This window comes from Pseudomonas flavocrustae (genome assembly GCF_029872515.1).
In the GTDB taxonomy this organism is placed as follows: Bacteria; Pseudomonadota; Gammaproteobacteria; order Pseudomonadales; family Pseudomonadaceae; genus Chryseomonas; species Chryseomonas aestiva.
Map to the genome: position 1 here is coordinate 174,621 of NZ_JAPDIQ010000008.1, position 20,192 is coordinate 194,812.

A 20,192-nucleotide genomic window follows, 5' to 3' on the forward strand; every position below is an offset into this window, starting at 1 on the left:
ACCACCCCCCATCCCAAGGGCGCCATGGCCTGTCCTGCACGCGACAGGCGATACCCGGCGCAGGGGCACGCTCCGCCCCGCTTTCGTCTATACTGTCCCGCTCATTTCCCAAGCCACGTCCACCGCGTGGCTTCTTCATTTCAGAGGCACGACGATGAGCGCACTCGTAGGCGTGATCATGGGCTCCAAGTCCGACTGGTCCACCCTGAGCCACACCGCCGACATGCTGGACAAGTTGGGCATTCCCCACGAAGTGAAGGTGGTCTCCGCCCACCGCACCCCCGACCTGCTGTTCCAGTACGCCGAAGAGGCTGCCGGGCGCGGTATCGAGGTGATCATCGCCGGCGCCGGTGGCGCCGCCCACCTGCCGGGCATGTGCGCCGCCAAGACCCACCTGCCGGTGCTCGGCGTGCCGGTGCAGTCGTCCATGCTCTCGGGCGTCGACTCCCTGCTGTCCATCGTGCAGATGCCCGCCGGTGTGCCGGTCGCCACCCTGGCCATCGGCAAGGCCGGCGCCATCAACGCCGCGCTGCTGTCCGCCAGCATCCTCGGCGGCAAGCATCCCGAGTACCACGAGCGGCTGAACGCCTTCCGCGACGAGCAGACCCGCACCGTGCTGGACAATCCCGATCCGAGGGAGCAGGCATGAAGATCGGCGTCATCGGTGGCGGCCAGCTGGGCCGCATGCTCGCCCTGGCCGGCACGCCGCTGGGCATGAACTTCGCCTTTCTCGACCCGGCGCCGGATGCCTGCGCCGCCGCCCTGGGCGAACACCTGCGCGCCGACTACGGCGACCCGGACCACCTGCGCCAGCTGGCCGACGAGGTCGATCTGGTGACCTTCGAATTCGAGAGCGTCCCGGCCGAGACCGTGGCCTTCCTCGCGCAGTTCGTGCCGGTCTATCCGTCCGCCGAAGCCCTGCGCATCGCTCGGGATCGCCTGTTCGAGAAGTCGATGTTCCGCGACCTGGGCATCCCCACGCCGGCGTTCGCCGACATCCTCTCCCAGGCCGACCTGGATGCCGCCGTGGCCCGTATCGGCCTGCCGGCGGTACTCAAGACCCGCACCCTGGGCTATGACGGCAAGGGCCAGAAGGTCCTGCGCCAGCCGGAAGACGTCACCGGCGCCTTCGCCGAACTGGGCAGCGTCCCCCTGCTGCTGGAAGGCTTCGTGCCCTTCACCGGCGAGGTCTCCCTGGTGACCGTGCGCGGGCGTGATGGCGAGGTGGCCTGCTATCCGCTGGTGCACAACACCCACGAGAGCGGCATCCTGCGCCTGTCGGTGGCCAGTTCCGACCACCCGCTGCAGGCCCTGGCCGAAGACTATGCCCGCCGCGTGCTGGAACAGCTCGATTACGTCGGCGTGCTGGCCTTCGAATTCTTCGAGGTCGAGGGTGGCCTCAAGGCCAACGAGATCGCCCCACGCGTGCACAACTCCGGGCACTGGACCATCGAAGGCGCCGAGTGCAGCCAGTTCGAGAACCACCTGCGCGCCGTGGCCGGCCTGCCGCTGGGCTCCACCGCCAAGGTCGGTGAAAGCGCCATGGTCAACTTCATCGGCTCGGTACCGCCGGTGGCCGCCGTCACCGCCCTGGAAGACTGCCACCTGCACCACTACGGCAAGGCCTTCAAGGCCGGGCGCAAGGTCGGTCACGCCACCCTGCGCAGCGCCGATGCGGCAACCCTGCAGACCCGCATCGCTGCCCTGGAAGCCCTGATCCAGGACTGATGTCAGACGGCTTCCGCACACGGAAGCCGTTTTTCCCTGAACCTCGAAGGATCACCGGTGGTCGGAGAGTACAACGACGCCTGCTGACCGGCGTTGTCTTACCAGCACTTAAACAGGGGATTCTTCACATGGGCATCATCGCAACCATCATCATCGGTCTCATCGTCGGCCTGGTTGCCCGCTTCCTGAAGCCGGGCGACGACAGCATGGGCTGGATCATGACCATCATCCTGGGCATCGTCGGCTCCGTGGTCGCCACCTACCTGGGCCAGGCACTGGGCATCTACCGCGCCGGTGAAGGCGCAGGCTTCATTGGTGCCGTGGTCGGCGCCATCATCGTGCTGTTCATCTACGGCATGGTGACCAAGCGTCGCTAAGATCGTGAACAGGTTCTAAGACGCCGCTTCGCAGCACCGCGTTTCTGCCCCTGGTGTCGCCCGTCGGCCCAGGGGCTTTTTCATGGGCGAGGCCCCGCTTTGCGGCCCTGGGGCTGGACCCCTGACCTGGCGCGCCGCACACTCGGACTTTTGTGTCCGACCCGCCGACCATGCCCAGACTGCTCATCACCCTGCTGCTCGCCAGCCTGCCGTTGCTGACCCACGCCGCCAAGGGCGAACCGCCGGAAACCAACTGGCTCGACCTGCTCACCGCAGAGGATCGTCACGCCCTGGAAACCATGCCCGAGATCAGCCACAACAGCCCCGAGGCCCCTGGTGGTTTCGGCTCGCCCGGCGGACTCAAGCAGAAGGACAGTGGCTTGCCCGAGGTGATGCACTCCACCCGCACCGTGGCTGCCCTGAATGGCAGGAACGTGCGCCTGGGAGGGTTTCCGGTACCCCTTGAGACCGACGCCAAGGGCAATTTCCGCGAATTCTTCCTGGTGCCCTATCCGGGCGCCTGCATCCACGTCCCGCCGCCGCCGCCCAACCAGATCGTGCTGGTGCGCTACCCCAAGGGCGTGCCGCTTCCCGACATCTACGAGCCCTACTGGGTCATCGGCACCCTGCACACCGAGGCGGTCGACAACGCCCTGGCCGAGGCGTCCTACACCCTGGACGCCAGCAAGGTCCGCAAGGTCGAAGAAAGCGATCTCTAACGATCGTAGGTTGGGCTAAGGCAGCTCCACCGTCGCAGCCCAACAGCCAGAGGTGGCACCGTAGCGTGGACAACGACGCAGCCTTGTCCACGTCTCCGAGGCCCTCGTCTTACCCCAGTGGAACACGCTGCGCGGTTTTCCACGCTACCGGCGCCAGGATTATCACAGCGCGTTACCCTGAAAGTCGCTAGGCCAGCCGCAGCGGCAGGTGCAGGGTGATGACCACCTCGCCCGCGCCGTTGGCGAAGCGCACCTCGCCGCCGAAGCTTTCGCTGAGCGCCTTGACGATGGGCAGGCCCAGGCCCCAGCCGCGCTTGTCGCTGCGGGTGGAGATGAAATAGGGCGTGGCGAGGTTGGCCAGGACTTCGTCGGGAAACTGCCCAAGGTTGCGCAGCTCCAGCATGACTTGGTCATCCGCCAGCCACTGGCGGACCCGGATCGGCGTCCCCGCCTCGCCGTGCTTGGCGGCGTTGAGCACCAGGTTGTCGAAGATGCGCAGAAAGGCGTATCTGTCCCATAGCACCTCCAGCTCCGGCGTCTCCAACTGCAGGTCGAGGGGGTTGCTGAATTGCAGCTGCAGATTGGCCGCGGCCTCGTTCAGCAGCGGACCCAGCACCAGCGGATCGCCGCTGAGGCGGACACCACCACCCAGGCTCATGTGACTGATGTCGAGCACATCGGTGATCATCTGGTTCATGCGCTGCAGGTTGTCGTGCAGGGTCTGCAGCAGATCGTCGGTACGCCGCGCCGGACTGCGCTGCATCAGGTTGACCACCATGGTGGCGGCGGTGAGCGGCGAGCGCAGGTCGTGATTGAGCGATCTCATGAAGCGTTCGAGCATGACCTTTTCCGCCTGCAGGTTCTCGCTGCGGGCGATGGCTGAATTGCGCTGCTGCTCCATGTGCCCGACCCGGGAGCTGGCCTTGAGCAGGGCGCCAACGGTGGCCAGCACCTCTTCCGGATTGATCGGGTGGGTCAGGTAGGCCTGGGCCCCGGTGTTGAAGCCCTGGGCCTTGTCCTTGCCGGAGACGAAGGTGGCCGAGATGTTGATGATGGCCGGCAACCGGCCCCAGCCGCACTTGCGCTCGATGGCCTGGATCAGCTCGAAGCCGGTGGTGTCCGGCAGATTGACGTCGATGATCACCAGTTCGACGGATTCGTCGATCAGCGTCAGGCCGCCGGCGCCGCTGGCCGCTTCCAGGACCTCATAGTGGCGCTGGCTGACGAGGATCTTGCGCAGCACATAGCGATTGGCTTCGGTGTCGTCGATGATGACGATGCGGCGCAGGGCGCTAGTCATCGGACAGGCTCCGCGCCAGGGCGCAGACCTCGGCCAGCAGCCGCTCGGCGTGATCGGGGGCATGCTTGAACAGGATGGCGTGGCAATAGTCCTGCAGCCGCTGGCAACCCGCCTCGTCCAGCGGCTGGGCGGTATTGATCAGCACCCGCCGGTGCATGCTCCAGTCCATGCTGGCGAGCAGGTCCTCGCCGTTGATGTCGGGCAGGTCGAGGTCGAGGATGATGATGTCCGGGCGCACGGCATTGAGGCGATCCAGGCTGCTGCGAGCGCTGTCGGCCTCCAGCAGGACCGGATTGAGGCGTTCGAGGGTGCGGCGGACCAGATAGCGATCCCCTTCGTTGTCCTCGATCACCAGCACCGTGAGGCCGCTGAGATCGGGTTCCGGCGCGGCAGCCCGGTGGCTGGCGTAGTGACGTGGCAAACGCAGGGTGAAGCGACTGCCGCGCCCGATCGCGCTGTCGAGGGACAGCTCGCCACCAAGCAGCACGGCCAGACGCTGGGCGAGGGGCAGGCCCAGGCCGGTACCCTCGATGTGGGTCAGGTGCGGCGAGCGGATGCGCTCGAATTCCTCGAAGATCTTCTGCTGATCCGCGGCGGCGATGCCGATGCCGCTGTCTTCCACCAAGAATTCCAGGCTGGCGTCGTCCGGCTGGAATACCTGGATGCGCACCTGGCCCCGGGGGGTGTACTTGAAGGCGTTGGAGATCAGGTTGCGCAGCACCTGGAACAGCCGACTTTCGTCGGTATCCAGCAGCACTTCGGCAGGCGGCGGGGCGACGCTGAAACTGACCTGGGGATAGCGCGGCGCCAGGGCCGCAGCGAACTGTTCCAGGCGATCGATGAAGGGCGCCAGGGCAAAGGGCTGGGGCACGACGGTCAGTCGTCCGGACTGCACCTCGGCCAGGGCCAGCAGCTCGCTGACCAGGTTGGCCAGTTCCAGCGCCGCGTCGCTGATGAAGCGCACCTGGCGCTGCTGTTCGGCATTGAGCGCCCCGTCCACGCCGCTGGCGAGCAGCTTGGCGACATTCTCGATGATGTTGATCGGGGTGCGGAATTCATGGGTCATGTTGGAGAAGAAGCGCGTCTTCGCCTCGCTGGCCTCCTTGAGTTCCTGGGTGGCCTTTTCCAATTCGGAATAGAGCGCCACCACGCCCTGGTTGGTGTTTTCCAGTTCCTTGTTGGTGACCTCCAGTTCCGACTGGCGCAGTTGCAGTTCGGTGTTGGTCAGCAGCAGCTCTTCGCTCTGCAGGCGGATCTGCTGATAGGGATCCGCTGGCGGACTGCCCTGCAATTCAGCCGTCAGCGCCTGCAGCAGCGCCGCCTCGGGAAAGGCGCGTGGCGCCTGGTACTTGCGGGCAGTGATGCGCGTGCCGGCAGGGGAGGTCTGGATGTCGAAGTCATCGAAGAGCCGCTGGGCGCCGCGCAGGCCGATGCCCATGCCGGTGCTGGAACGATAGCTGCCCGCGCGGATGGCCTCCATCTCGGCGATGCCCGGGCCCTGGTCGACCGCCCGCACCTCCAGGCCGCGCAGGCGCTGGCCTTCGTCACGCAGCAGGGCGAAGTCGAACTGACCGCTGCCGGCGTACTGATGGATGTTGCGCGCCAGTTCGGAGACCGCGGTGGCCAGGCGGATCTGCTCCAGCACCGGCCAGTCCAGGGCCGCGGCCAGGCGCTTGGCGGCCTGGCGGCAGTGCACGATGTCCTGCTCGCTGCGCAGGGCGAGGGTCAGCAGGGGCAAGACGTCAGACATGCTTGAGTACCAAAACGGTGGCATCGTCGGCGGAGCGCCGGAAGTCACGGTGCAGGAGGGCGGCGATCAAGGCCGGATGCCGCGCCCCGAGCCCGGAGTGCTCGCCCAGTCCCACCTTGGACGTCAGTCCATCGGAGTTCAGCACCAGCAGGGTGCCGGGTGTCCAGGGGTAGGTATAGGTCTGGATCCGGCCGATCCGGTAGCCCAGGGTGCCGTTGTTGGACACCAGGCTGCGCGAGGTGTTGCCGAGCAGGCGTCCGGCGATGTTGCCGATGCCGCAAAAGCTCACCTGGCCCTGATCCGGGTCCAGCTCGGCCAGCGCCAGGGCGGCGCCGCGGGTGTCCATCAGCGCCTGGTGCAGATTCTCCATCAGCCGCTGCAGCGGCAGGTGCGCGCCATGGCGCAGGAACACCTCCCGCGCCCGGCGACTGGCCATGGCGGCCTGCTGGCCATGCCCCAGGCCGTCGCACACCAGCAGGCGCCGTCCGCTGACCGCCCAGGTGTCACCGCAGACCTGTTCCTCGGGGTGCGGCGTGCACAGGGCGCCATGCTGCAACCGGGTACCGGGCACTCCGGCCAGATGGAAGCGCGCCAGCACCACCGTACCCTGGCCCGGTCGCGAATGGATGTCGAAGACATCGGACTGCCGGCGGATCGCCCCCAGACCGGCACCCAGGGTGGCCGCCGTGCTGTAGTGATCGCTCAGGCAGCGGGCGACGTCATGCATGCCCGGGCCGCGATCCACCGCCAGGACATCCAGCACGCCTTCGCCGCTCAGGGTGGCCAGGAGCTCGCCATGCCCGGCATGGCGAACCAGGTTGTAGCCCAGCTCCTGGGCGACGATGGTCAGGCGCCCGAGCAGGGTTTTATCGGTGGTGACGCTGGCGGCCAGCCGGACCAGGGCGCGCCGGGCGGCATCGACGTGGACCGTGGTAGTCACCGGCAGCACCAGGCTGCACGGCTGGTCGCTCATCGCCACTTCCAGAGTTCGACGGTGGTGCCCTGGCCGGGCTGGCTGTCGATGTGGAAGTCGTCCACCAGCCGTCGCGAGCCGGACAGGCCGAGGCCCAGGCCCTTGCCCGAGGTGTAGCCGTCGACCATGGCGCGGTCGAGATCGGCGATGCCCGGACCCTGGTCACGGATCACCAGGCGGATCGCAGGCTTGCCGGCGCGCAGCGTCTCCTCGATCAGGCATTCGCCCCCCAGCCCGTAGACCAGGCCGTTGCGCGCGATTTCGCTGGCCGCGGTGACGATCTTGGTCTGGGAGATCAGGCCCAGGCGGATGGCTTCGGCGACCTTGCGCACCTGCTGACGGATCAGCACGATGTCAGTCTCCTGGCGGAGTAGAAGCGTCTGTGTCTTCGCCACCCTCTGACTCCTCCAGCGATTCGTCCGCGGCGACCATGGCTTCCAGTCGGCGCATGCCCTTTTCCATGTTCAGCGCCGTGGCGATGCCGTCCAGCGACAGCCCCAGCTCCACCAGGGTGATGGCGACTGCCGGCTGCATGCCGACCACGATCACCTTGGCATCGAGGATGCGCGAGACTTGGGCGATATGGGACAGCATCCGGCCAATGAAGGAGTCGACGATTTCCAGCGCCGAGATGTCGATGAGCACGCCCTTGGCCTTGTGCCGCACGATCTGCTCGGTGAGGTCTTCCTGCAGGTCCAGCGCCAGCTGGTCGTGCATGTCGACCTGGATGCTCAGCAGCAGGAAGGGGCCCAGCTTGAGGATCGGAATCCGCTCGATCATGGCGCGTTCCTCAGACCCTTACCGGGGCGGCCAGGCGCACGCCCTGCTGGCGCAGGGCCAGGCGGAAGGCATCGGCCAGGGACGCCTTGGTGATCACATCGCCCAGGTCCACGCCCAGGTGGACGATTGTGGCGGCGATCTGCGGACGGATGCCGCTGATGATGCACTGGGCACCCATCAGGCGGGCGGCGGTCACCGTCTTGAGCAGGTGCTGGGCGACCATGGTGTCCACCGTGGGCACGCCGGTGATATCGATGATGGCGATGTCCGATTCGGTCTGGACGATCTTTTCCAGCAGCGACTCCATCACCACCTGGGTGCGGTTGCTGTCCAGCGCGCCGATCAGCGGGATGGCGAGGATGCCATCCCACAGTTCCACCACCGGGGTGGACAGTTCCAGCATGCTTTCCTGCTGCTCGCGGATCACCGTCTCGCGGCCGCTCATGTAGCTTTCCATGCTGTACAGACCGAGATCGTCGATCAGCCGGGTGGCGGCCCAGATCTCGGCGAGCGGGTCGTCGCACTCGTTCTGGATCAGCTTGAACAGCGGTTCCTTGAGCGAGAAGACGAAGGTCGCCGTCTGCGCGGGCGTCAGGCCCGCACGGCTCTGGTCGAAGGAGAAGCGCTCCAGCAGCGCCCGTACCGGCTGCCAGTGCGGCTCGCGCAGATTGCCCAGGCCCTGGGCGGCGGCCACGGTGATCCGCCGCAGCAACTCGGCGGAATTGGCCAGGATGGTGGTTTCGTTGAGCAGGTCGATGCGCATGCCGGCCGCGCGCTGGGCGCCGATCCAGGCATCGAGCAGCGGCCGCTCATGGGTGCGCAGCAGCTCGACCAAAGCGGTACTGTACATGAAGGTTCCTAGGTGACGAGAAGACGGCTCAGGACGGGCCGACCGGGCGGAAAGCGTGGGAAGAGGCAGGTGCAGAGAGGGATCCGACCGCGCGATCGGATCCCCGGGGGATCACATGTCCATCTTTTCCTTGGTGATCTTGCCGGTCTTGGCGTCGGCATGGAAGTCGTACTTCATACCATCTTTCTTCATGCCTTCGCCTTCCCACTGACCGTCATCGGCTTCGATCTTGCTGATCGAGGTGTAGCCCTGCTCCATGAGCTTGGACTTGACGTCGTTCATGGGCATCCAGTCGGCACCGGGCTGGTCAGCCAGGGCCGCGGTGCTGGCCAGGACGGAACAGGCAAACAGGGAAGCGAGCAGCTTGGATTTCATCGCGAGACCTCGTCGTGGTGGTATGCCCAGGGTTGGACCACCACCAGACGCTACAGATCCCCTCTGGCCCAGGCGTTAGACTGACGATTCTTCGACCAAGTGCGGCAACAGCCCGACTGGTGCCGACTTGGGCCTACCCTTGACCTTGCGCGGCACATAGGGGCGACTGGCCAGGCGCCAGAGATCGCGCCAGCGCTCGGCAAGGGCGGTGGGCTTGTCCAGATAGAGGCGCAGGCCCAGGGAAAAGGCCTTCGCCTGCAGCCGCTCGCGCTGCTGGGCCAGGCTTTCGCCGATGGCCAGGCGGGTGTTGCTGGCGCCGAACAGGGTCGGCTCATCCACCAACAGCTGCTGCATCACCGCCAGGTCGTGATCGTCGCCCAGGTATTCCGAAAGACGCTTGAGGCTCTTCTGCCGCGTCTTGAACTCCGCCGGCCAAGCCGCGGCAAGCAACTGGGTGTGATACCAGTGATCCTTCACCCGCTTGCGCCAGTCGTGCAGGGTATCGTCGGTGGGCTTGTCGCGTGCGGTCTTGAGCGCCTGGCGCCCGGCCTTGTAGTTGTCTTCCAGGCCGCGGGCGAAGAGGGCGAAGCCCTTGCCGGCGAGTTTCCAACCGGCCACCTCCTCACGCAGGGCGGTCAGCGCCTCGAGCAACTCGGGATGGCCGCTGGCCGCGGCGATCTGCTGGTCGGCGCGCTCCTGCAGGCGCTGGCGCACGCGCTTCATGGCCGGCGAGGCGAATCTCTTGCGATCGGACTCGCCCAGCTTGTCCCAGCTTTCCACCAGGGCGGCGCTGTCACGCAGCGAGGACAGCTCGCGCCCGAGGTCGCGCAGGCGCCGATTGCGACTGGCGAAGGCGCGCTTGCCCAGGGCGCCGTGCAGCAGCCGCAGGAGGGCGCGTAGTTCCTTGAGGCGCTTGCGCGTCTCGTGCACGCCTTTGGGGGTACCGCTGGACAGGGACGCCTCAGCCTGTACCAGACGATCCGTCACCACGCGGCGGACTTCCTCGTCAGCCGGTTGCCGCGCATCGAAACGAAAGGCCATCGAACTCTCCTTATGGGTGGACTGCAGACCCGCTCTGCGCGGGAGCCTAACGGTGGGAAGACCGCTACAACAGCGGGAGATGCCAAATTTCATTTAATCGTCATATTTCGGTCATGGATGTCGGCTCGGGCACCGCCTGCCGCCGGGTCGGTCAGAAGGGCTATAGTTGCCCGACCACCCGCGCAAGGAGATCCGGATGTTCGAAGCCGCCGAAAACGAACACCTGCTCGACGAGGCCACCTACGACGCCAAGCTGCCCAAGCTGCGCGAGGCGCTGCTGGCCGCCCAGTACGAACTCAAGACCCAAGGCCGCTTCCCGGTGATCGTGCTGATCAATGGCATCGAGGGGGCGGGCAAGGGCGAGACCGTCAAGCTGCTCAACGAGTGGATGGATCCGCGCCTAATCCGTGTCGAGACCTTTCTGCAGCCCAGCCACGAGGAACGCCAGCATCCGCCGGCGTGGCGCTACTGGCAGCGCCTGCCGGGCAAGGGGCGGATCGGCGTGTTCTTTGGCAACTGGTACAGCCAGATGCTGCACGGCCGGGTCAACAAGGAACTCAGTCGTGTCGAGCTGGATGCCGCCATCGGCCAGGCGGAACGTTTCGAGCGCATGCTCGCCGACGAAGGCGCGCTGATCCTCAAGTTCTGGTTCCACCTCTCCAAGCCCCAGCTCAAGCAGCGCCTGAAGCACCTCAAGAACGATCCCCGCCTGGGCTGGAAGCTCAGTCCGCTGGACTGGCGCCAGGCCAAGGTTTACGACCGCTTCGTCAAGGAGGGCGAGCGCGTGGTGCGGCGAACCCATCAGGACTATGCCCCCTGGCACGTGGTGCCCGGTTTCGACGAGCGCTTTCGCAGCCTGACCGTCGGCACCGTGCTGCTCAAGGCGCTGCAGCGCGCCCTGGCCAACAAGCCGCGCAGGCAGCGCAGAGCCGCCGCGGTGCTGCCGCCGCCGGTCGATGGCCGCGGCGTGCTGGAGGCCATGGACCTGAGTCAGCGCCTGGACAAGGCCGATTACGACGACCAGCTGCTCGCCGAGCAGGCCCGGCTGGCGCGGCGGCTGCGCGACAAGAAGTATCGCCGCCATGCCCTGGTGGCGGCCTTCGAGGGCAATGATGCCGCTGGCAAGGGCAGCGCCATCCGCCGCGTCACGGGTGCCCTGGATCCCCGACAGTACCGCATCGTCCCGGTCGCCGCGCCCAGCGACGAAGAACTGGCCCAGCCCTATCTCTGGCGCTTCTGGCGGCATATCCCGCGGCAGGGCAATTTCACCATCTTCGATCGTTCCTGGTACGGCCGGGTACTGGTGGAGCGGGTCGAGGGGCTGACCTCCGCCGCCGACTGGCAGTGTGCCTATGGCGAGATCAACGACTTCGAGGAACAGCTCCACGACGCCGACCTCGTGCTGGCCAAGTTCTGGCTGGCCATTGACCAGGACACCCAGCTGGAGCGCTTCCGCGCCCGCGAGGAAACGCCCTTCAAGCGATTCAAGATCACCGAGGACGACTGGCGCAATCGCGACAAGTGGGACCTCTACAGCCAGGCCGTCAACGACATGGTGGTGCAGACCAGCACCGCCATCGCGCCCTGGACGCTGGTGGAGGCCAACGACAAGAGGTTCGCGCGGGTGAAGGTGTTGCGGACGCTCAACGAGGCGCTAGAAAGGGCGTATGACAAGTGCTGAGCCAATGCCTGGGCTGATTGGCTGATTATCGAGGTTTGCGGCCACCCCTTGTTTCGCCCCCTCGGGCGAGTCACTTTTACCAGTCGCGGCAAAAGTAACCAAAAACGCTTGCCCCGCCATCCGGCCCCGGCTGCGCCGGGGTCCGTTCTCTCCATCGTCGCTCCAGGGGCCCGCCGCGAAGGGCCTTCCCTGGCCCTCGCGCCTCTCGCGGCATCCATGCCGCTCGACCCCTTACGCAACGATTGCGTTCGCCCTACTGGGAGGGGCATTGGGCGCGCCTGAGGCTTTGGGTGGTTTAGGCAGCCAGCGTCTTTGTGACGGAGATGGACGATTCCGCAAAACCCAAATCCCAGAAACGAAAAAGCCCCACCGAAGTGGGGCCTTTCTGCAACCGGATCAGTCGTTAGACGACTTGAACCTGGTCAGCTTGCATACCCTTCTGGCCTTTGACAGCCACGAAAGTGACCTTCTGGCCTTCGCTCAGGCTCTTGAAGCCGGCGCTTTCGATGGAGCGGTAGTGCACGAACAGGTCGGCGCCGCTTTCCGGGGTGATGAAGCCGTAGCCTTTCTCATCGTTGAACCACTTGACGGTGCCATTTTCACGATTGGACATGAGTATCTCCAGGGTGTAGGGGGAACAACCACGTTAGCGAGACATTCGCTAGCGGGACTGTAATGCGAGAGTGAGACGAGCCAGGAGATGAAAATGAAGCAACATCAAGCAGGTATCGAGTAACTATTGCAGTAGCAGTGCCCACACCATACTCGCTTTCACGAGCTTGTATAGCCCTGATTCGCATATTTGTTGACCAATGGCGCTGCTTGCGCTGCCAGAGCGTCTCACTCAGGCTACGGATTCCCCTGCTCGAAAGAGACTCCGCATGGACAAGCTGCACCGGATCAAGGGGGCCTGGCCCTACCTGATCGCCGTCTTTCTCAACGCCTTCGTCGATCTTGGCCACAAGATCGTCATCCAGAACACCGTGTTCAAGGTCTATGACGGTTCCACTCAGGTGGTGCTGACCGCCCTGGTCAACGGCATGATGCTGTTGCCCTTCATCCTGCTGTTCAGTCCTTCCGGCCATGTGGCCGATCGCTTCGCCAAGGTCCGGGTGCTGCGCCTTGGCGGCTGGGCGGCGGTGGCCATCACCCTGGGCATCACCCTGGCCTACTATGCCGGGCTGTTCGAACTGGCCTTCGCCATGACGCTCCTGCTGGCCATCCAGGCGACCTTCTATTCGCCGGCCAAGTACGGCTACATCAAGGCGCTGTTCGGCAAGCAGCGGCTGGCCGAGGGCAATGGCCTGGTGCAGGCCAATTCCATCATCGCCATTCTCGCCGGCACCGTGGTCTTCACCGCCTTCTTCCAGCTGCACCTGGGCGAGGGCCATGCCACGCCCCATGCGATCCTGCAGGACATCACCCCGCTGGGCTGGCTGCTGGTGCTCTGCAGCCTGGCCGAGGTGGCGCTGCTCTATCGCCTGCCGCTGCTGGAAGAGCCCAGGCCGCGCGAGCCCTTCGACTGGCATGCCTATCTGCGGCTGCAGACCGCCCGACGCAACCTGGCGGTGATCGGCGAGAATCCGGTGATCCGCCTGTCGATCATCGGCCTGGCGGTGTTCTGGTCGGTGGGCCAGGTGCTGCTGGCGAGCTTTCCGGCCTATGCCAAGGATCATCTGGGCATCGACAACGTGCTGCTGTTGCAGGGCATCCTGGCCTGCGCCGGCATCGGCATCGCCATCGGCTCGGCGCTGGCCAGTCGGGCCTCCCGCGGGCGCATCGAGACCGGGCTGATCCCGGTGGGCGCCTTGGGCATCGCCCTCGGCCTGTGGTGGCTGCCGGCGCCCAGTTCGGCATGGGTGCATGCGCTCAACTTCATCTTCATCGGCCTGATGGGCGGGCTGTTCATCGTCCCGCTCAACGCCCTGATCCAGTTCCATGCCCGCGAGGATCAGCTCGGTACGGTGCTGGCGGCCAACAACTGGGTGCAGAACGTCGCCATGCTGAGCTTTCTGGTGCTCACCGCGGTGATCGCCCTGCTCGGTCTGGACAGTCGCTGGCTGTTGCTGCTGATCGCCGCCGTGGCGCTGATCGGCGGCGCCTACACGGTGTGGAAGCTGCCCCAGAGCCTGGTGCGTTTCCTGCTCGGCCTGATGGTCACCCGGCACTACCGCATCCAGGTGCAGGGCCTGCAGAACCTGCCGGCCCAGGGCGGGGTGCTGCTGCTGGGCAATCACATCAGCTGGGTGGACTGGGCCATGGTGCAGATCGCCAGTCCGCGCCCGGTACGCTTCGTGATGCTGCGCGCCATCTACGAGCGCTGGTACCTTAAGCCCTTCCTCAAGGCCATGGGCTGCCTGCCCATCGCCCAGGGTACCGGCGCCGGCGCGGCGCTGGAGCAGGTGGCCGGGCTGCTGAGCGCCGGCGAGGTGGTCTGCCTGTTTCCGGAGGGGGCGATCAGCCGCACCGGTCAGCTCGGCGAATTCCGCCGCGGCTACGAAAAGGCCTGCGAGCGGGTCGGTCCCGAGGTGCAGATCGTGCCCTTCTACCTGCGCGGCCTCTGGGGCAGCCAGTTCTCGCGCTCTTCCAGCAAGCTCAAGGAGCTGCGTGACAGCCCGCTGCACCGCGAGGTGGTGGTGGCCTTCGGCAAGGCGTTGCCCAAGGACACTCCGGCCGATGTGCTCAAGCGGCGGATCTTCGAGTTGTCGATCCGCTCCTGGGAGCGCTACATGCAGGGCCTGCCGTCGCTGGCCGATGCCTGGGTCGCCAGCGTCAAGCGCCGGCCCAATGGCCTGGCGCTGATCGACGACCTGGGCGCTCCGCTCAAGGCCGCCCAGGCGCTTACCGGCGCCGCCTGCCTGGCGCGGCGGATGCGCAAGCGGCCCGAGGCCAATCTCGGCCTGCTACTGCCCACCAGCAGCGGCGGCATGCTGGCCAACATGGCGGTGCTGCTGGCCGGCAAGACCCTGGTCAATCTCAACTACACGGCCACGCCCGAGGCGCTGGCATCCGGCCTGGACCAGGCCGGTATCCGTACCGTCTACACCTCGACGCGCTTCCTCGACCGCCTGCGCAAGCGCGGCCTGCCGGTGGACGAGTTGCTGGCCGGACGCGAGGTGGTGGATCTGGAGGAGTTGCGCGCCGGCATCGGCAAGGCCGAGCTACTGGCCAACTGGCTGGCGGTCTGGCTGTTGCCCACCGCCATGCTGCAGGTGCTGGTGAGTCGCGCCCACGATCCCGAGGCCACCGCCGCGATCCTCTTCTCCAGTGGCAGCGAGGGCACGCCCAAGGGGGTGATGCTCAGCCACAGCAACCTCATGGCCAATCTCAAGCAGACCTCGGACGTGCTCAACACCCAGGACGACGACGTCTTCATGGCCTCGCTGCCGCTGTTCCACGCCTTCGGCCTCACCGTGACCCAGTTCCTGCCGCTGATCGAGGGGGTGCCGGTGGTCTGCCAGGCCGATCCCACCGACGTGGCTGGCATCGCCAAGGCGGTGGCGACCCACCGCGCCACGGTGCTCTGCGGCACCTCGACCTTCCTGCGGCTGTTCGTGCGCAACACCAAGGTGCATCCGCTGATGCTGGAGAGTCTGCGCATCGTGGTGGCCGGTGCCGAGCGCCTGGATCCGGCGGTGCGCGAGGCCTTCAAGCTCAAGTTCAACCAGGACATCTACGAGGGCTACGGCGCCACCGAGACCGCGCCGGTGGCCTCGGTCAACCTGCCCGATGCCCTGGACATGAGCTACCTGCAGGTGCAGCGCGGCGGCAAGCTCGGCACCGTGGGCATGCCGCTGCCGGGGACCGGCTTCAAGATCGTCGACCCCCAGACCCTTGCCGAATTGCCCACCGGCGAGGCCGGCATGGTGCTGATCGGCGGGCCGCAACTGATGCAGGGCTACCTGAACGATCCCGAGCGCACCGCCAAGGCGATCCGCGAGATCGACGGCGAGCGCTGGTACGTGACCGGCGACCAGGGTCGGCTGGACGAGGACGGCTTTCTCACCATCGTCGACCGCTATTCGCGCTTCGCCAAGATCGGCGGCGAGATGGTCAGCCTGGGCGCCGTGGAGCAGGCCCTGGCCAAGGCGGTGGCCGATCCGGAGATCGAGCTGCAGGCGGTCAATCTGCCGGATGCCAGGAAGGGCGAGCGCATCGTGGTGCTGCATACCGGCACCCTGGACGGCGCCGCGGTGGAAAAGACCCTGCTGGCCCAGGGGGTGAGCGGACTGCTGCTGCCTTCGGCCTGGCTGGCGGTGGACAGCCTGCCGAAACTGGGGACCGGCAAGGCCGACGTGGCCGGCGCGAAACGGCTGGCGCAGACGCGCTTGAGCGAGGCGGGGGAGGCCTAGGCGATAAAACATTCATCCGGCGCCAGCGAACCCTAAAGCCTGGCGCCGTTTGGCCGATCATGAGGGGGCTAATCATTTTTTCGAGGTCTTCCCGGTGAAGCTACGCTCCCTCAACATCGCCCCGCGGGCCCTGGTTGCCTTTGGTTTCTTCGCCCTGCTGGTGATCGGCCTCGGGCTGTTTTCCCTGGGCCAGAATCGCGTCATCAAGGAGGGCGAGGAGCAGATCGTCGGCAATGTCATCCCCAGCGTCCAGACCATCGGCGAGATCCGCGCCGATCTGCTGAGTCTGCGCATGCACAACCAGGGCCTGATGCTGGCCAGCTCCAACGCCGAGACCCAGGCGGTGCACAAGGCCATCGAGGCGGCCAAGGCCAGCCTGGAACAGCATGTGCGCCAGTTCGACGCCCTGTTGCTCACCGACACCGGGCGGGAGGTCTACACCCGGATGACCGGCCAGCTGGCCACCTACCTGAACAACCAGAATCGCTATCTCAAGGCGCTGGACGACCAGAACGACGCCGAGCTGCTCAAGCTGGCCGGGCAGGACGGCGAGATGGCCCACAGTGGCAATGCCCTGAGCGCTACCGTCAATGAACTCGCCGGGGTGGTCGACGGCAAGGTCACGCGGCTGGCCGCTGCTTCCATGGCCAGCTACCACAACGCCATCGCCATCACCGTGGCGGTGATGGTGGCGGCCCTGGCCGGTACCCTGCTGCTGGCCTGGCGCTTTACCCGCAGCCTCACCGGGCCGCTGGAAAAGGCCTTGGCGGTGGCCGAGCGCATCGCCGCCAACGACCTCAGCCGGACCGTCGAGCCGGACGGGCGCGACGAACCCGGCCGGTTGCTGGCGGCCATGGCGCGGATGCAGGACAACCTGCGCGGCACCCTGGAGCGGCTGACCCTGTCGTCCACCACCCTGGCATCCACCTCCGAAGAGCTGTCGACGGTCACCGATACCGGGCTGCGCGGCATTCAGCGGCAGAACGATGAACTGGCCCAGGCGGCCACCGCCGTCAACCAGATGACCGCCGCGGTGGAGGAGGTCGCGCGCAACGCCGCCGCCGCCAGCGCCGCCGCCCAGGATTCGCGCACCTCGGCCGACCTCGGTCAGCGCCGGGTCGAGGAGACCCTCACCACCATCCACGCCCTGCATGGCGCCGTGACCTCCAGCAGTGGCGAGATCGATGGCCTGGCCGCCCAGGTGCAACGCATTAGCGGGGTGCTCGACGTCATCCGCGGCATCGCCGAGCAGACCAATCTGCTGGCGCTCAACGCCGCCATCGAAGCCGCGCGTGCCGGTGAGGCGGGTCGCGGCTTTGCCGTGGTGGCCGACGAGGTGCGCGCCCTGGCGGCCCGTACCCAGCAGTCCACCGGCGAGATCGAAGACATGATCGGCGCCATCCAGGGCGGCGCCGGCAAGGCGGTGGACGCCATGGCCACCAGCAATCAGCAGGCTGGTGTCTGCCTGGAGGTGGCCGCGGCCGCCGGCGAGGCCCTGGCCGAGATCGGTCGCCACATCGGGCAGATCACCGAGCGCAACCTGAGCATCTCCGCCGCCACCGAGGAGCAGGCCCAGGTGGCCCGCGAGGTGGATCGCAACCTCACCAGCATTCGCGACCTGTCCACCCAGAACGCCGCCGGGGCCGGGCAGACCGCGGCCGCCAGCACCGACCTGGCGCGCCTGGCCGGTGACCTGAGCGGTGCGGTGCGGCAGTTCCGGCTCTGAACCCGGAATCCTTCAGCGGGCGATGTCCTCCAGCGCCCGGTTGCGGGTGCGCGGGCCGAACAGGCCGATGGTCAGCACCACGATCAGCATGCTGGCGACGATGAAGGCGAGCACGCCCGGGGTGCCCAGGCGCTCCAGCAGGGTGCCGATCAGCAGGCTGCTGAACACCGTGGACAGCCGGCTGAAGGAATAGCAGAAGCCCACCGCCCGGGCGCGGATGGCGGTGGGAAACAGCTCGGCCTGGTAGGAGTGGAAGGCGAAGGTCAGCCAGGCGTTGCAGAAGGTGATGCCGATGCCACAGAGGATCAGACCGAGGGCGCCCTGCTGCAGGGCGAACAGGCTGCCGAAGCCCACCGTCCCCAGGGCGGAGCCGACGATCTGCCACTTGTTCTCGAAGCGATTGGCGATGCGCACGAACAGCAGCGGCCCCAGCGGATAGGCGAGGGTGATGACGAAGGCATAGCCCAGGCTGTGGGTCAGGCTCACGCCCTGGCCGGAGAGCAGCGCCGGCAGCCAGTTGCCGAAACCGAAGAAGCCGATGGCCTGGAACAGGTTGAAGACGATCAGCATGATCACCCGGCGCCGATAGGGTGATTGCCACAGCGCCGCGAAGCGCGCGCTTACCGCAGGTTCTTCCACCACTGCCGCTGGCGGCGGCAGCGGCTGGCCGCTGTCGGCCTGGCAGGCGGCTTCCAGGCGTTCCACGCCCTGTTCGGCTTCGTCCAGCCGGCCCTGCTGGGCCAGCCAGCGCGGTGATTCGGGCAGGCGCTGGCGCAGCCACCAGATGAACAGGGCGAAGACGGCACTGGACAGCACCACCCAGCGCCAGCCGGAGATCCCCAGCGGCGCCTGGGGCACCAGCCACCAGGACAGCAACGCCACCGCCGGCACCGAGAGGAACTGGAGGGCGAAGGCGAAGGCGAACGCCGAGGTGCGCATGGCCTTGGGCACCAGTTCCGACAGATAGGCGTCGATGGTCACCAGCTCCAGGCCCAGGCCGATGCCCACCACGAAGCGCAGGGCGATCAGCCCCAGGGCGGTGGTCTGCAGGCCCATGGCCAGGGTCGCCAGGGTGTAGCCGACCAGCGCCCAGGTAAAGATCGCCCGGCGGCCGAAGCGGTCGGCGATGGGGCTGAGCAGGCTGGCGCCGACGAACAGGCCGAGAAAGGTGGCCGCGGCGAAGGCGGCCTGGTCGGAGACGCCGAACACCCCGGCCGCGCCGGTCTGGAAGACGCCATCGCGCAACAGACCGGGGCTGATGTAGGCGGTCTGGAACAGGTCGTAGAGTTCGAAGAAGCCGCCGATGGACAGCAGCGCCACCAGGCGCCACAGGCTGCGGGTGGCTGGCAGGCGATCGAGACGCGCCGACAGGGCGGCGGCGCGCTGGGAGGGGGGCAGGGCAGTGGCCGAAGCCGAAGACGCAGAGGTCATGGGACGCTATCCAGAGAACAGTCGTCCTACAGCTTACGGATCAGCCCGTGCCGAATGTTGCCAAAGATTTCCAAGTGCAACGTACGGTTTGGCAGGAAATCGCGTTTTCGAGCCGGTTTCTGGCAGCGCCTTGCGTCGGTCAGGGAACCAGCGCCAGAGCGGTGCGCAGATCGACCACCAGGACATCCAGATAACCACCCTGTAGCGCGCCGCGGATGGCGTTGACCTTGCGCAGGCCGCCGGCCAGACCCACCACGCGGTCGATCTTCAGCAGTTGCGGCAGATCCACCGCGACCACCGTCTCTTCGCTGTCGTCCAGCACCGGCCGGCCCTGGGCATCGAAGTACCTCAGGCAGATGTCGCCCACCGCGCCGCGGGCGGCGAGCACCTCCAGCATGGCCTCGCCATGGTAGTTGCCGCTGTTGCGCAGTAGCTGCGACGGCTCCAGTTCGCCGATGCCGACCAGCGCCACGGTGAGCCGGGCGAAGCGTTCGGTCACCTCGCGCACCTCGTCCAGCTGCAGGATGCGCTGGCGACTTTCCGGTGACTGCTCGATGCTCTGGGACGGCAGCAGATAGGCCGGGCAACCCAGCAGGTTGGCCAGTTGCTGGGTCAGCAGGGTGGCCTCGAAGGCGCCCTTGTTGCCGACCCCGCCGAGCAGCTGCACCACCTCGGTCGCGCCCTGGCGACTGCTGCCCCGGTGCATGTGGCCGACCATGGCGCGGATGGTGGAGCTCCAGGAGGAGATGCCGATGTGGTCCTTCTCGGTGACGCTGGTTTCCAGGTAGTGGGCGGCCGCCGAGCCGATGGCCTGCTTGATGGCCTCTTCGTCGTCGCCGGTGGGTTCCACCACGATGGCCTGGCGGATGCCGTAGCGTTGCTGCAGCTGACGCTCCAGTTCCAGATGGAAGTTGCGCGGGCGCTGCACCGAGATGCGCACGATGCCTTCCTTGAGCGCTCGGCTCAGGGCGCGGCTGACGAAGGATTGCGACAGGTCGAGCTGTTCGGAGATCTGCGACTGCTTGAGTCCCTCTTCGTAGTAGAGGGAGGCGATCTTGGTCAGCAGGCGTTGTTCTTCGAGGTTACTCATCCAGATTCCCGGTACCAGC

The 20,192-nt window shown here is 66.7% G+C and carries 18 protein-coding genes; 7 read left to right on the forward strand and 11 right to left on the reverse strand.

The window, feature by feature from the left end:
* Positions 1-154: 154 nt before the first annotated feature.
* The 4 genes from purE to OMP44_RS18330 all read left to right on the forward strand — a co-directional run bounded on the left by purE (position 155) and on the right by OMP44_RS18330 (position 2,824).
* The gene (gene purE, locus OMP44_RS18315) at positions 155-649 is read left to right on the forward strand and encodes a 5-(carboxyamino)imidazole ribonucleotide mutase (protein WP_059316745.1); all 495 of its coding nucleotides are present in this window, start codon (positions 155-157) and stop codon (positions 647-649) included.
* Positions 646-1,728 (forward strand): 5-(carboxyamino)imidazole ribonucleotide synthase, encoded by a 1,083-nt coding sequence (locus OMP44_RS18320; protein ID WP_208693383.1) that lies wholly within the window; start codon positions 646-648, stop codon positions 1,726-1,728. Before purE ends, OMP44_RS18320 begins: the two co-directional genes overlap by 4 nt.
* Positions 1,729-1,856: 128 nt before the next feature.
* The gene (locus OMP44_RS18325; protein ID WP_007160058.1) at positions 1,857-2,105 is read left to right on the forward strand and encodes a GlsB/YeaQ/YmgE family stress response membrane protein; all 249 of its coding nucleotides are present in this window, start codon (positions 1,857-1,859) and stop codon (positions 2,103-2,105) included.
* Between the two features lie 170 nt (positions 2,106-2,275).
* Complete coding sequence (locus OMP44_RS18330; RefSeq protein WP_187980712.1) at positions 2,276-2,824, forward strand: DUF3299 domain-containing protein; 549 nt, start codon at positions 2,276-2,278, stop codon at positions 2,822-2,824.
* Between the two features lie 187 nt (positions 2,825-3,011).
* On the opposite strand, the gene OMP44_RS18335 is transcribed toward OMP44_RS18330, so the two are convergent.
* The 8 genes from OMP44_RS18335 to OMP44_RS18370 all read right to left on the reverse strand — a co-directional run bounded on the left by OMP44_RS18335 (position 3,012) and on the right by OMP44_RS18370 (position 9,893).
* On the reverse strand, positions 3,012-4,124 hold the full coding sequence (locus tag OMP44_RS18335; protein WP_280310205.1) for a hybrid sensor histidine kinase/response regulator: 1,113 nt from the start codon (positions 4,122-4,124) through the stop codon (positions 3,012-3,014).
* On the reverse strand, positions 4,117-5,874 hold the full coding sequence (locus tag OMP44_RS18340) for an ATP-binding protein (protein ID WP_273861020.1): 1,758 nt from the start codon (positions 5,872-5,874) through the stop codon (positions 4,117-4,119). Before OMP44_RS18340 ends, OMP44_RS18335 begins: the two co-directional genes overlap by 8 nt.
* Positions 5,867-6,847, reverse strand: a complete 981-nt coding sequence (locus tag OMP44_RS18345) for a SpoIIE family protein phosphatase (RefSeq protein WP_280310208.1) — start codon at positions 6,845-6,847, stop codon at positions 5,867-5,869. The genes OMP44_RS18340 and OMP44_RS18345 overlap by 8 nt, the downstream gene beginning before the upstream one ends.
* Positions 6,844-7,197 carry an ATP-binding protein gene (locus OMP44_RS18350; RefSeq protein WP_007160183.1) on the reverse strand — a complete coding sequence of 118 codons (354 nt, stop codon included), beginning with the start codon at positions 7,195-7,197 and terminating at the stop codon, positions 6,844-6,846. Before OMP44_RS18350 ends, OMP44_RS18345 begins: the two co-directional genes overlap by 4 nt.
* Positions 7,198-7,201: 4 nt before the next feature.
* Complete coding sequence (locus OMP44_RS18355; protein WP_133860268.1) at positions 7,202-7,627, reverse strand: STAS domain-containing protein; 426 nt, start codon at positions 7,625-7,627, stop codon at positions 7,202-7,204.
* A 10-nt stretch (positions 7,628-7,637) separates the two neighbouring features.
* Entirely contained in the window at positions 7,638-8,477 is an 840-nt protein-coding gene (locus tag OMP44_RS18360; RefSeq protein ID WP_280310211.1) for an STAS domain-containing protein, read from the reverse strand.
* 111 nt (positions 8,478-8,588) lie between these two features.
* The gene (locus OMP44_RS18365) at positions 8,589-8,852 is read right to left on the reverse strand and encodes a PepSY domain-containing protein (RefSeq protein ID WP_059313049.1); all 264 of its coding nucleotides are present in this window, start codon (positions 8,850-8,852) and stop codon (positions 8,589-8,591) included.
* A gap of 75 nt (positions 8,853-8,927) precedes the next feature.
* A complete protein-coding gene (locus tag OMP44_RS18370) occupies positions 8,928-9,893 on the reverse strand; it encodes a CHAD domain-containing protein (RefSeq protein WP_280310215.1) in 966 nt (321 codons plus the stop codon).
* Between the two features lie 196 nt (positions 9,894-10,089).
* Here OMP44_RS18370 and pap point away from each other — a divergent pair, with 196 nt between their 5' ends.
* Complete coding sequence (gene pap, locus OMP44_RS18375) at positions 10,090-11,574, forward strand: polyphosphate:AMP phosphotransferase (protein ID WP_280310217.1); 1,485 nt, start codon at positions 10,090-10,092, stop codon at positions 11,572-11,574.
* Positions 11,575-11,977: 403 nt separating this feature from the next.
* Here the strand turns inward: pap and OMP44_RS18380 are convergent, their stop codons facing one another.
* The gene (locus OMP44_RS18380; protein WP_007160189.1) at positions 11,978-12,187 is read right to left on the reverse strand and encodes a cold-shock protein; all 210 of its coding nucleotides are present in this window, start codon (positions 12,185-12,187) and stop codon (positions 11,978-11,980) included.
* A gap of 268 nt (positions 12,188-12,455) precedes the next feature.
* Here OMP44_RS18380 and OMP44_RS18385 point away from each other — a divergent pair, with 268 nt between their 5' ends.
* Together OMP44_RS18385 and OMP44_RS18390 are read left to right on the forward strand one after the other, a co-directional pair.
* Positions 12,456-15,926 (forward strand): acyl-[ACP]--phospholipid O-acyltransferase, encoded by a 3,471-nt coding sequence (locus OMP44_RS18385; protein ID WP_280310220.1) that lies wholly within the window; start codon positions 12,456-12,458, stop codon positions 15,924-15,926.
* 94 nt (positions 15,927-16,020) lie between these two features.
* Positions 16,021-17,652 carry a methyl-accepting chemotaxis protein gene (locus tag OMP44_RS18390; RefSeq protein ID WP_178118423.1) on the forward strand — a complete coding sequence of 544 codons (1,632 nt, stop codon included), beginning with the start codon at positions 16,021-16,023 and terminating at the stop codon, positions 17,650-17,652.
* Positions 17,653-17,664: 12 nt separating this feature from the next.
* Here the strand turns inward: OMP44_RS18390 and OMP44_RS18395 are convergent, their stop codons facing one another.
* Both OMP44_RS18395 and OMP44_RS18400 read right to left on the reverse strand, forming a co-directional pair.
* Positions 17,665-19,083 (reverse strand): MFS transporter, encoded by a 1,419-nt coding sequence (locus tag OMP44_RS18395; RefSeq protein WP_280310223.1) that lies wholly within the window; start codon positions 19,081-19,083, stop codon positions 17,665-17,667.
* Between the two features lie 139 nt (positions 19,084-19,222).
* Positions 19,223-20,173 (reverse strand): sugar-binding transcriptional regulator, encoded by a 951-nt coding sequence (locus OMP44_RS18400; RefSeq protein WP_027600541.1) that lies wholly within the window; start codon positions 20,171-20,173, stop codon positions 19,223-19,225.
* Positions 20,174-20,192 lie beyond the last annotated feature (19 nt).

Excerpts from the sequence above, each read along its gene's own strand:
- OMP44_RS18325 (WP_007160058.1), top strand. The coding sequence starts at position 1,857 with ATGGGCATCATCGCAACCATCATCATCGGTCTCATCGTCGGCCTGGTT.
- purE (WP_059316745.1), top strand. The coding sequence starts at position 155 with ATGAGCGCACTCGTAGGCGTGATCATGGGCTCCAAGTCCGACTGGTCC.
- OMP44_RS18365 (WP_059313049.1), bottom strand. The coding sequence starts at position 8,852 with ATGAAATCCAAGCTGCTCGCTTCCCTGTTTGCCTGTTCCGTCCTGGCC.
- OMP44_RS18335 (WP_280310205.1), bottom strand. The coding sequence starts at position 4,124 with ATGACTAGCGCCCTGCGCCGCATCGTCATCATCGACGACACCGAAGCC.
- OMP44_RS18380 (WP_007160189.1), bottom strand. The coding sequence starts at position 12,187 with ATGTCCAATCGTGAAAATGGCACCGTCAAGTGGTTCAACGATGAGAAA.
- OMP44_RS18340 (WP_273861020.1), bottom strand. The coding sequence starts at position 5,874 with ATGTCTGACGTCTTGCCCCTGCTGACCCTCGCCCTGCGCAGCGAGCAG.
- pap (WP_280310217.1), top strand. The coding sequence starts at position 10,090 with ATGTTCGAAGCCGCCGAAAACGAACACCTGCTCGACGAGGCCACCTAC.
- OMP44_RS18385 (WP_280310220.1), top strand. The coding sequence starts at position 12,456 with ATGGACAAGCTGCACCGGATCAAGGGGGCCTGGCCCTACCTGATCGCC.
- OMP44_RS18355 (WP_133860268.1), bottom strand. The coding sequence starts at position 7,627 with ATGATCGAGCGGATTCCGATCCTCAAGCTGGGCCCCTTCCTGCTGCTG.
- OMP44_RS18320 (WP_208693383.1), top strand. The coding sequence starts at position 646 with ATGAAGATCGGCGTCATCGGTGGCGGCCAGCTGGGCCGCATGCTCGCC.
- OMP44_RS18330 (WP_187980712.1), top strand. The coding sequence starts at position 2,276 with ATGCCCAGACTGCTCATCACCCTGCTGCTCGCCAGCCTGCCGTTGCTG.
- OMP44_RS18370 (WP_280310215.1), bottom strand. The coding sequence starts at position 9,893 with ATGGCCTTTCGTTTCGATGCGCGGCAACCGGCTGACGAGGAAGTCCGC.
- OMP44_RS18400 (WP_027600541.1), bottom strand. The coding sequence starts at position 20,173 with ATGAGTAACCTCGAAGAACAACGCCTGCTGACCAAGATCGCCTCCCTC.
- OMP44_RS18345 (WP_280310208.1), bottom strand. The coding sequence starts at position 6,847 with ATGAGCGACCAGCCGTGCAGCCTGGTGCTGCCGGTGACTACCACGGTC.
- OMP44_RS18395 (WP_280310223.1), bottom strand. The coding sequence starts at position 19,083 with ATGACCTCTGCGTCTTCGGCTTCGGCCACTGCCCTGCCCCCCTCCCAG.
- OMP44_RS18360 (WP_280310211.1), bottom strand. The coding sequence starts at position 8,477 with ATGTACAGTACCGCTTTGGTCGAGCTGCTGCGCACCCATGAGCGGCCG.